Annotated in this window: 8 protein-coding genes and 1 pseudogene; all 9 read right to left on the reverse strand. The window is 36.2% G+C overall.

Annotated features, from left to right (window positions below; genetic code table 11):
* Nucleotides 1-57: 57 nt before the first annotated feature.
* Nucleotides 58-762, reverse strand: coding sequence for an ABC transporter ATP-binding protein (locus BLP60_RS07665; RefSeq protein WP_092065694.1), 705 nt, complete (start codon nucleotides 760-762; stop codon nucleotides 58-60).
* Nucleotides 763-766: 4 nt separating this feature from the next.
* Nucleotides 767-1,531, reverse strand: coding sequence for an ABC transporter ATP-binding protein (locus tag BLP60_RS07670; protein ID WP_092065696.1), 765 nt, complete (start codon nucleotides 1,529-1,531; stop codon nucleotides 767-769).
* A 60-nt stretch (nucleotides 1,532-1,591) separates the two neighbouring features.
* Nucleotides 1,592-2,542: a branched-chain amino acid ABC transporter permease gene (locus BLP60_RS07675; RefSeq protein ID WP_092065698.1), complete on the reverse strand. Its 951-nt coding sequence runs from the start codon at nucleotides 2,540-2,542 to the stop codon at nucleotides 1,592-1,594.
* Between the two features lie 11 nt (nucleotides 2,543-2,553).
* On the reverse strand, nucleotides 2,554-3,459 hold the full coding sequence (locus BLP60_RS07680; protein WP_092065700.1) for a branched-chain amino acid ABC transporter permease: 906 nt from the start codon (nucleotides 3,457-3,459) through the stop codon (nucleotides 2,554-2,556).
* Nucleotides 3,460-3,535: 76 nt separating this feature from the next.
* Nucleotides 3,536-4,657, reverse strand: coding sequence for a branched-chain amino acid ABC transporter substrate-binding protein (locus BLP60_RS07685; RefSeq protein WP_092065702.1), 1,122 nt, complete (start codon nucleotides 4,655-4,657; stop codon nucleotides 3,536-3,538).
* Nucleotides 4,658-4,855: 198 nt separating this feature from the next.
* On the reverse strand, nucleotides 4,856-6,001 hold the full coding sequence (qmoC, locus tag BLP60_RS07690) for a quinone-interacting membrane-bound oxidoreductase complex subunit QmoC (protein WP_092065704.1): 1,146 nt from the start codon (nucleotides 5,999-6,001) through the stop codon (nucleotides 4,856-4,858).
* 11 nt (nucleotides 6,002-6,012) lie between these two features.
* Nucleotides 6,013-8,304, reverse strand: a complete 2,292-nt coding sequence (locus BLP60_RS07695; RefSeq protein WP_092065706.1) for an FAD-dependent oxidoreductase — start codon at nucleotides 8,302-8,304, stop codon at nucleotides 6,013-6,015.
* A gap of 3 nt (nucleotides 8,305-8,307) precedes the next feature.
* Nucleotides 8,308-9,549, reverse strand: coding sequence for a CoB--CoM heterodisulfide reductase iron-sulfur subunit A family protein (locus tag BLP60_RS07700; protein ID WP_092065708.1), 1,242 nt, complete (start codon nucleotides 9,547-9,549; stop codon nucleotides 8,308-8,310).
* 155 nt (nucleotides 9,550-9,704) lie between these two features.
* Nucleotides 9,705-10,594: pseudogene (locus tag BLP60_RS07705) on the reverse strand (adenylyl-sulfate reductase subunit alpha); the annotation flags it as partial.

The following is a 10,594-nucleotide window of genomic DNA, read 5'->3' on the forward strand; positions in this document are numbered from 1 at the left end:
CTCCTAGACCGTTTTTTATCACCTTTCTAGTATATGGTCAAAAATAAAATTACTTTTTTATCCTCCTAGATAAGCCTTTCTAACTGCAGGATTAGTCAAAAGATTTTCAGAATTATCAGCTAATACAATATTGCCAACCTCCATAACATAGCCTCTATGGGCAAGTTTTAAGGCTGCTTTTGCATTTTGTTCTACTAACAACACAGTCACTCCACTTTGATTTATCTCTTTAATAGTAGCAAAAATAGATTTCACTAATATAGGGGCTAAACCTAAACTTGGTTCATCTAAAAGAAGAATTTTAGGATTAGCCATAAGTCCCCTTGCTATAGCTAACATCTGCTGTTCTCCACCACTTAGGGTACCAGCCAATTGTTCCTTTCTTTCTTCCAACCTAGGGAATAAACTAAATATCCACTCTAAATTCTTTTTTATAGTTTTCTCATCCTCAACAGTAAACGCTCCTAAATTTAAATTTTCTTGTACAGTAAGAGTAGAAAATACCCTCCTACCTTCCGGAACTTGAGCTATACCTAATTTTACTATTTCATGAGCATCTAATTTACTTATTTCTATATCTCCAAAAAAAATACTTCCTTTTGTTGGTTTTAGCAGCCCACTTATAGTTAACAAAGTAGTGGATTTACCTGCGCCATTGGCTCCTAAAATCGTTACAATTTCTCCTTCATTGACTTCCAATTCAATGCCATGCAAGGCTTCTACATTACCATAGCTTACATGCAAATTTTCTATTTTTAACATATCTCTAATCCTCGTCAGATCCTAAATAAGCTTCTATAACCTGAGGATTAGACTTAATTTCCTCAGGTCCTCCTTCTGCTATTTTAGCCCCATGTTCTAAAACAACTATTTTCTCACAAATACGCATAACCAAACTCATGTCATGTTCTATTAGAAGAACAGTTATGCCTCTCTTTTTTATCTCATCTATTAAGTTAACTAAAGCTTGGGTTTCCTGTTCATTCATTCCTCCAGCTGGTTCATCTAAAATCAATAGTTTTGGGTCAGTAGCTAAAGCCCTTGCAATTTCTAATAATCTCTGATTTCCATAAGAAAGATTTTTGGCTTTATTTTCTGCTTCCTTTTCTAAGGAAACAAATTTTAATTCTTCTAAGGCCTTTTCAAGAGCTTTTTTTTCTTCCTGACGTTGCCACTTAGGCCAAAACATACAGGCAATCATTCCTGCTCTCATTCTACAATGACATCCTGCTAATACATTTTCTAAAACAGATAAATTTTGAAAAAGTCTAATAGTCTGAAAAGTCCTAGCAATACCAAATTCTACTATCTTATGAGTTGGCAAACCTACTAAATTTCTGTCTTCAAACAAGACCTCTCCTCTATCTGGCTGATAATTGCCTGTAATTAGATTAAACACCGTGGTCTTACCAGCTCCATTCGGGCCAATTAATCCTACAATAGAACCAGCAGGCACATCAAAACTCACATCATTTACAGCCATAAGGCCACCAAAAGACTTGGTAAGATTGCGAATACTAAGTAAATTCATTTTAAGCACCTTCTCACTATATAACTTTTTTGCCCAGATTTTTATAAACTAAGAGAATGCCTAGCCCTTTTCCCAATTTAAAGCATCTAACGCATACTTTCTTGGCTTAGGTGGAATAATTCCCTGAGGTCTAAATATCATCATCACTACCATTGCAGCTCCAAAAATCAACATCCTAGCACTAGCAAATTGTCGAAACAATTCTGGCAACCCAATAATTAGAAAACTGCCCAAAATAATTCCTCTCATGCTACCACTACCACCTAAGATAACAATTACAAAAAGAATAACAGATTCCCAAAAAGAAAAAGACTCTGGAGAAATAATGGTCATTTTAGAAGCATATATATTTCCTACAAATCCAGCCCAAATAGCTCCAATAATAAATGCCTTTAACTTATAACCTGAAGAATCAACCCCACTACCTTCTGCAGCTAAATCATCTTCTTTAATATAATTTAAAGCACGTCCAAACCTAGAATTCTCCAAACGATGAAATAAATAAACACTTATACCCAAAAAAATCCAAATATAATAAAAAAACTCTTGGGGTCTACGAATTATTATTCCAAGAAGTTTGGGCCTAGAAATACCAAAAATCCCATTAGATCCCCCTGTTAGGCCAAAAATATTATTAATAAGCGCTATCCTTACTATTTCTACAATCCCAATGGTTACAATTAAAAGATAATCACCTCTTAAATGGATTATAGGCCTAGCTACTAGATACCCAAAAATACCTGCAAGAAGCCCACTCACAGGCATTAACCAAATAATCGGAACATGATACATTGTGTTTAAAATAGCAGTAGTATACGCACCTATAGCATAAAATGCGGCATGTCCCATATGAAATAGACCAGTATGACCTAAAATAAAATTCAAACTCAACGCTAAAATAGCATAAATACCAATATTATTTAACACATCAACCCAATAGGTATTTAAAAATAGAGGCGCTGACGCAAGGATAATAACAACTAAAAAATCTATAATTTTTTCTTTTTTCATCATTCCTTCCCTTATACCTTTTCTGCCACTCTTTCACCTAATATTCCTGTAGGTCTAACAATAAGAATAATTATAAGCACAAAAAAGGCTATTGCATCTTTCCAGGCAAAAGAAATATAGGCTGCGCCTAAAGACTCTACAACTCCTAAAATAAGACCTCCTAACATTGCTCCTGGAATATTGCCAATACCACCAATTACAGCAGCAATAAAAGCCTTTAAACCATAAAGCCATCCCATTAAAAAATTAATTTGGCCATAATAAATACCGACCATAATACCTGCTGCTCCACCTAAGGCTGGCCCTATAAAAAAAACTATAGAAATAATTCTATTAACATTTATACCCATCAACTTTGCTGCACCTTGGTCAATCGCAGCAGCCCTAATTGCAGTCCCTGTCTTTGTTTTTTGAACAAATAAATATAACCCAGCCATTAAAATAAAAGATGCAGCTAAAAGTAAAATTCTAATAAGAGGTATTTTCATACCTAAAATTTCTACCGCTGTTTTGGGCAGTAAATTATGAGGATAAACTCTAAACTTTGCTCCATAAATAAGCATCAAACTATTAGCAAAAAAAATAGAAGCTCCAAGAGCTGAAACTACAGCTGCTAACCTATCTGCTTTTCTAAGGGGTCTATAAGCAACTCTCTCTAAAATAATCCCTATTAACCCCACTAAACCCATCACCATAAACATTAAGATTAAAATAGCAGCAGTTGCTCCAACCTTGTCAACTAAACCAAAAGAAAGAAGTAAAGTAAGTCCTAAATATGCCCCAATAGAAAATAAATCACCATGGGCAAAATTAATTAACTTCATAACACCATAAACCATAGTATATCCCAAGGCAATAAGGGCATAAATTCCACCTATTGCTAAACCATTAGTAAGCTGCTGAATAAATAATTCCATTTACTATCACCCCATTAAAATTTTAGAATAAAAAGGTGCTCTTTTTATAAAAAGAGCACCTTTTTAAAAACAGTCTCTATTGTAATATAAAGTTGCCTTGAGCATCCACTTTATAAATACGATAAAGAGCTCCAACTCTATCACCTTTACTATCAAAGGCTATTTTACCTGTAAGACCTGGCATATCTTTTAATTTATTGTGTAAATAATCGGCTAAAGTATCTGGATCTGTAGATTTTGTAGCCTTAATTGCAGTAGTTAAAGCTAAAAAGCCATCTCCAGACAATACAGCCCACACAGAACCAGGAAGATCACCATATTTTTTCTTATATGCAGTTAAAAAATCTTTTGCTTCTTTAGTATCTAAATCTTGAGGAACAGGAGGACTTAAAAACAAAAATCCCTTTGCAGCATCTTTGCCTGCAATTTTTACTAAATCTGGGTTATTAGTAGCGTCCCCACCAATAAACTGAACATTCCAGCCCATTTCCATTTTTTGCCTTAAAAGTAAACCTGCTTCTGGATAATAACCAGTAAAGAAAACTACATCTGGATTTTTTGCCTTTAAATTAGTTAAAATAGCAGAATAATCTCTTTCCCCTGGGGTAAGAGCATCAAAAAATACAATATTAGCTCCTCTTTTTTTAAGCAAAGTCTTTGTTTCATCTGCTAACCCTTTGGCATAAGTTGTATTATCATGTAAAATAGCTACTCGTTTGTACCCTTTTTTCATTATATAATCAGCAGCTACTCTACCTTGCTCATCATCCCGTGGAGAAGTTCTAAAAAAATACTTTAAACCTTTTTCAGTTAAACGAATTGCCGTAGAACCATTGGCAATTTGAATAATTTTAGCTTCATCAAAAATATTTTGAGTAGCCTCTGTTACTGAAGAACCATAAGTTCCAATAACCCCTACAATTTCTTGTGCAGCCAAACGCTGAGCTGCCAAAGCAGCAGTCCTTGGATCTCCACCATCATCTTCCACCACAACTTCTACTTTTGAACCCAACAAACCACCCTTAGAATTTAGTTCATCTGCCAAAAGCTTAACAATCTTTTCCATATCCTGACCTTCACTAGCCCAAGACCCTGTTAAAGGACAAAGCAACCCAATTTTTATCGTTTTCCCAAAGCCAGGACCAGCACAAAGTAGTAACCCCACTACTACTAGCATGTTAAGTAAAAACTTTTTCATCTACACCCCTCCTTTAATTCTATTTTGAAGACTTGCATATCGCAAACTAACATCTAAATCAACTTTTTATTTATTTTCCGAGTCTTTTTTTCTTTTTATTCAATATATTAGCCTCTAAAATGAATTTTTTTCAGAAAAAACAAAAAAGCCCTGTCAGATGACAGGGCTTTTTCTAAAACTGATGTTCTCTACTGAAACTTATTCGCCAAGACCTTTACGACCAATTTGTCTAGCATAAGCTAGTGCCACTGTCCTATAAACCAAGTGCGCCAATTTAGTCCATGGTAAATAAGCAATTAACATAAATACAGAGATAAGGTGCAAATAATACATAGGATAAGCTAATGCAGCTACATTGGCTAATCTTAAAATTTCACTCCCAATACCTGTAATAGCAATTGCCCAAATAACACCTAAAAGATACCAATCATAATAGGAGCTTACACTTTTGGACGGATCAGTATTAAGTCTCATTCTAGTAATCAAAACCAAACCAGCAATTAATAAAACTGCCCCAATATTAGCCAACCATTTAATTGGATTAGCCAAACTCATTGGTGTATGCATTGGGTGTCCAATCAACTTTCCACCCCAATGTCCTGCAGCCACTACAGAGGTGACAACAAACAAAGCTACAAAACCATAGAACAAAAACAGATGTCCTTTATATCTCTCTGCGTTAGAAGTACATTTCTGAAATTTACTATGAGTTATAATCTCCTCTTTAATCACATCATAAAGGGCCTTCCAAAAGCTAGGGCCATCTTCTTTTGGCTCATAACCACTAGCTTTAAAAGAACTAAATAAGTTTCCTATAGCAGATGCAAAAGTAAAAAGAACAAATACTGCAACTAAGCCAAACACAGGATCTATCGTATAATCACCAGGGAAAACTTTTGCAAATTCAATAGTTCCGCTAGGAATAGTAAGGCCCGTGGTAAATCCCCAAATAATTAAATACAATAAAGCTGGTATGCCAAACAAAATAGGCAGATACTTTGCAGAACTTAGCCACTTTCCTAAAACAGCCGGTTTAGCTAAAGAACGATAAGCCATATTTCTTAAAGCAGCTAAAACATCTCCAGGGCTTGCTCCTCTAGGACACATATCAGAGCATTCCCCACAATTGTGACATAACCAAATGTCAATATCATTAACTAATTTGTCTTTTAATCCCCACTGAGCCCAAATCATTTCTTTTCGAGGAAATGGATTTTCCTCTGGGGATAAAGGACATATTACGCTACAGGTAGCACACTGGTAGCATTTTTTTAGAGACTCGCCCCCTGCCTCTTGTAATTCTTTAATAAATTGAACATCAGGATCAATTTTTAATCTTGCCATTATTTATCCTCCTAGAAGCCCTTATATGGGTTAGCACCAAAACCTTCTATCTCTTCCACAAATTGATCTATAATTTCAGGTACCTTATCATACTCGTCAATGGCTACCTGAACTTGTTTTACTCTCTCAGCCTCTACCTGTAATCTAGCTAAAGTTTCAGCTACGTTTTCCATTCTTCTATTACAAAGCTCACTACCTTTCATAAAGTGACATTGATAATCATCGCCATACTTACAACCAAGCAAAAGTACGCCATCAATACCTTTAGACATAGCTTCTGCAATCCACTGAGTATTTACCGAACCAAGGCAACGTACAGGTATAAACCGAACATAAGCTGACCACTTTTTGCCTCTCATAGCAGCCATATCTAAAGCTGGATAGGCGTCATTTTCACAACAAAGAACTAGGATTCTATATCCACCTTCATCTTCATACTCAGGCACTTGAATAGAGGTAATCATATCATTAACCATAGTAATTGAGTAATTATCAAAAGAAATAACTCTTTCAGGACAAGCACCCATACAAGTTCCACAACGACGACAACGAGTTGGGTTTGGCTTTGGAGTGCCTTTCTCATCATCATCTAAAGCACCAAAAGGACATTCCTCTGTACAACGTTTACATTGGGTACAACGTACAAAGTTAAATTTTGGAAAAGACATATCACCAGAACGGGGATGAACTGCAACCCCTCTATTGGCAGACTCAATACATTGAATAGCCTTTAACGCTGCACCTGTAGCATCTTCCTTGGCAGCTACAAGTCCCATTGGTTGTCTTACACAACCTGCAGTATAAATACCAGTTCTTCTTGTTTCATAAGGGAAACAAATATAATTAGAATCAGCAAAACCCTCAAATAACATCAAATCTGGGAATGTTGGTCCCTGGCGATAGTCTAATTTTAAACAAGAAATTTCTCTCAATTTTACAAGACGAGGATCTTCTGCGTTTTCTTCACCTTCTTTGTTTTCTTCTTTTTGTTCTTCTGAATCCTCTTGTTTTAATTCAAACTCTAATTGAGCCTCTTCAAATGTAGTTGGAACCATTCCTGTAGCCAGCACTACCATGTCAACCTTTACTTCTAGATCTTCACCAATCAAAGTATCTTTTACGCGAACAATTATCTGATCTCCATCTTCCACAATCTCCTCAATTTCTGCTTTAGTTAAAAAGATACCAGGATCATCTTGAGCTGCTTTATAATAATTTTCAAAAATACCTGTAGTTCGCATATCTTTATAAAAAATAAATGCCTTAGCATCAGGAGATAGCTCCCTTACATATTGAGCCTGTTTTAACGAAACCATACAACAAATAGAAGAACAATAAGGTAAATGTTCAGGATCTCTTTGACCTGCACACTGAATAAAGGCTACACTTTTAACTTCTGCTCCATCAGAAGGACGTTTAATGCCTTCTTTAGCTAAGGTTTCAAACTCAACATTAGTAACCACATTTTTAATTTTTCCATAACCTAGGTCAGAAAGCTTAGAAGCATCATAAGGCTTCCAACCTGTAGCTAAAACAATTGCTCCAATATTTAAAGTCTGTTCTTCTTCTCCTACTTTCACATTAGCTTCATAAATACCAGGAGCACCAGAAATCTTTTGAATAGTAGCAGAAGTAAGTACTTTAATTTTATCATTATCTTGAACCTGAGAAATTAGTTCAGAGATATTATTCTCTTCTGTATCTGTAAAAGGATATTTAGAAGGAGTTCTCTTATACATTTTTGCAGCAAAGCCACCTAACTCTGCTTCTTTCTCTACCAGTACCACATCATAACCAGCTTTTGCAGCATCTAAAGCAGCATTAAGTCCAGTATAACCCCCACCAACTACTAAAATAGTTTTATTTATTTCTGGAATTTCAGGTTCAGGCGTTTCTGTCTTTTCTAATTTAGCTACAGCCATCTTAATATAATCCTGAACCATCATAGTAAGCGGATCTGCTTCTAAATCTGTTTCCTCATAGGGAGGAAGATCAGGCTCTTTGTAAGACCATACTGCAAGTTCTCTAATATTCGCTCTTTCAACAACTACTTCTGGCCCAAAGTCAAAAACATCCCAGTTAACCCTAGGGGAACATCCTGCAATACAAACTGCATTTATCCCTTCATTTTCTATATCTTTTTTTATCTCCTCCAATCCCGATTGGCCACATAGAAAAGGTAACTCTTTTATAAGAGCAGGAGAACATTCTTCATCTATATATTCTTTTACCTTTTCTATATCTACATTGTTTCCAATGTCGCAGCCTGTGCAGATATATACGCCAATTTTTCTGTCTGCCATTTTTTACCTCCTGACCAAAGTTTGAATAGCTTTTAAAGCCGCACCAGTTGCTGTCTCAGCAGAAGTCATAACATCTAAAGGCATTTTGGCGCAACCTGCGGCAAAAATTCCCTGTTCTTCTCCACCTACAACAAAACCTTCTTTTGTCTCAACATTAAAGGGTAATTCTACTCCATCTAAAGAAGGCTGCATTCCTGTGGCCAATACAACCAAATCATAAGTTTCTTCTTTCTTTACTCCATCAATAATATCTTCTGCAGTAACAATCACATTTCCTTCTCCATCTTCTTCTAACTTGGCCACCTTCCCTTTTACCATCTTAACTTTTTCATCCTCTTGGATTCTTTTAAGAAATTTCTCATATCTCCCTGGAGCTCTAAGATCTATATAATAAATTACCACCTCAGCATCAGGATATTGTTCTCTAATATAAGTACACTGTTTTAAAGAAGCCATACAACAGATATAAGAACAATAATTTAAATGATTTTGGTCTCTAGATCCAGCACATTGAACAAAGGCAATCTTTTTTGGCTCTTTATTATCTGAAGGACGAAGGATTTTTCCACCAGTAGGTCCATTAGCAGAAGCAAGCCTTTCCATCTGCATATTGGTAATGGCATTTTTAATTTCACCACTACCTAAATTAGTAAGCTTTGTCACATCATAAGGCTTCCAGCCTGTTGCTATTACAATAGAACCTACATTTAAAACTATTTCTTTTTCCTGTTCATCTAAATTAATGGCTTGATATTCACAAGCACTTACACACTTAGCACAGGAGGTACCAGAGCAGACATTTGCATCTATCACATAACGTTGAGGCATTGCCATTGGATGGGGAAGATAAATTGCCTTAGTCTTTCCCAACCCAAAATCAAATTCACCTTCTCGCTCTACAGGACAAGCCTCAACACACTTGCCACATGCTGTACAATTATTATTTACAAACCTCGGTTTAATTTTAACTGTTACTTCATAATTTCCTGGACCACCACTTACTTTTGTAACTTCAGCTAAAGTAAAGAATTTAACTTTTGGATTTTTCTTAATCCTTTGGAAGTTAATTTCTAGACCGCATGTGGGAGGACACAGTTTTGGGAAATATTTATTTAATTGTGTCACCCGTCCACCCAAATAAGGCTCTTTTTCCACAATAAAAACCTCATAACCAACCTCGGCAGCTTCTAAGGCTGCTGTAAGCCCGCTAAAGCCACCGCCTACAACTAATATACTGTTACTCATGCCAATCCTCCCTCGTTATCCAAATATATTATCACCACTAATCAAATGGCCTAAGCCAAAACTTCTTTCCCTGCAAGCTTTGACTTAGACCATTTGGACAAACTATTAAAAAAAACTGGCTGCGGACATTCCGCAGCCAGCCCTTAAACATCCAATTATGGATGCATTGGATCAGGAATAATTTGAATGTAAGGTCTCTTAAAGAACTTAAGTTCACCAGTCTCTGGATTGTATTGAGAGTTGGTGAAGCACTTCCACTCTTCGTCATTAAGATCCATATAATCTGCACGATAGTAGAAACCAGGGTAACGGGTTTCTTTACGGAACTTAATGTGCAATACATGGAGACGTACAGTCCAAAGTCTGTGATAGTTCTCCCAAGCTCTTAAAAGTTCATGCAAATCACGAGCACAAAGTTTTTCAGAATCTTCTTCTAAAAGATCTAAAAGATGCTCACAAGTATTGAGCAAGGTATCAGAAGTGATATAATAAGTAGCACAACCTCCACCATACTCATCTGTAGCCTTAATCAAACGGAACATGAAGTTACGAGGAGTGATGTATTTGGGGTTAATATCTGGAGCAGTGGTAATATCTTTATGCTCTTGATAAGTATACCATGGTTGATAAACAAGTTTCTTAAGCTCTTCAGCGCTTTCCTTAATTGTTGGTTGATAATCTTTATGATCAACAGCCCAACGTACCAACTGCTTACCAGCAATACGACCCTCAGCATGAGAACCAGAAGAGAACTTATGACCAGAAGCACCAACACCATCAGCAGCAGTGAACAAGCCATTCACTGTGGTCATACGGTTGTAAACTTTGCCATTATCAGCTTTAATCTTATACTCTTCAGGTACCCAATCTTCGTCTGGACCAGAAACCCAAATACCACAACAACCAGAGTGAGAGCCCAAGAGATAAGGTTCTGTAGGCATAATCTCAGAACCAACCTTTTCAGGCTCAATATTCAAACAAGCCCACAAGTTAGCTTGACCAACACACATGTCAAGGAAGTCTTCCCAAGCTTCTGCTTCCAAGT

The organism is Desulfonauticus submarinus, from assembly GCF_900104045.1.
GTDB classification, from domain to species: Bacteria; Desulfobacterota; Desulfovibrionia; order Desulfovibrionales; family Desulfonatronovibrionaceae; genus Desulfonauticus; species Desulfonauticus submarinus.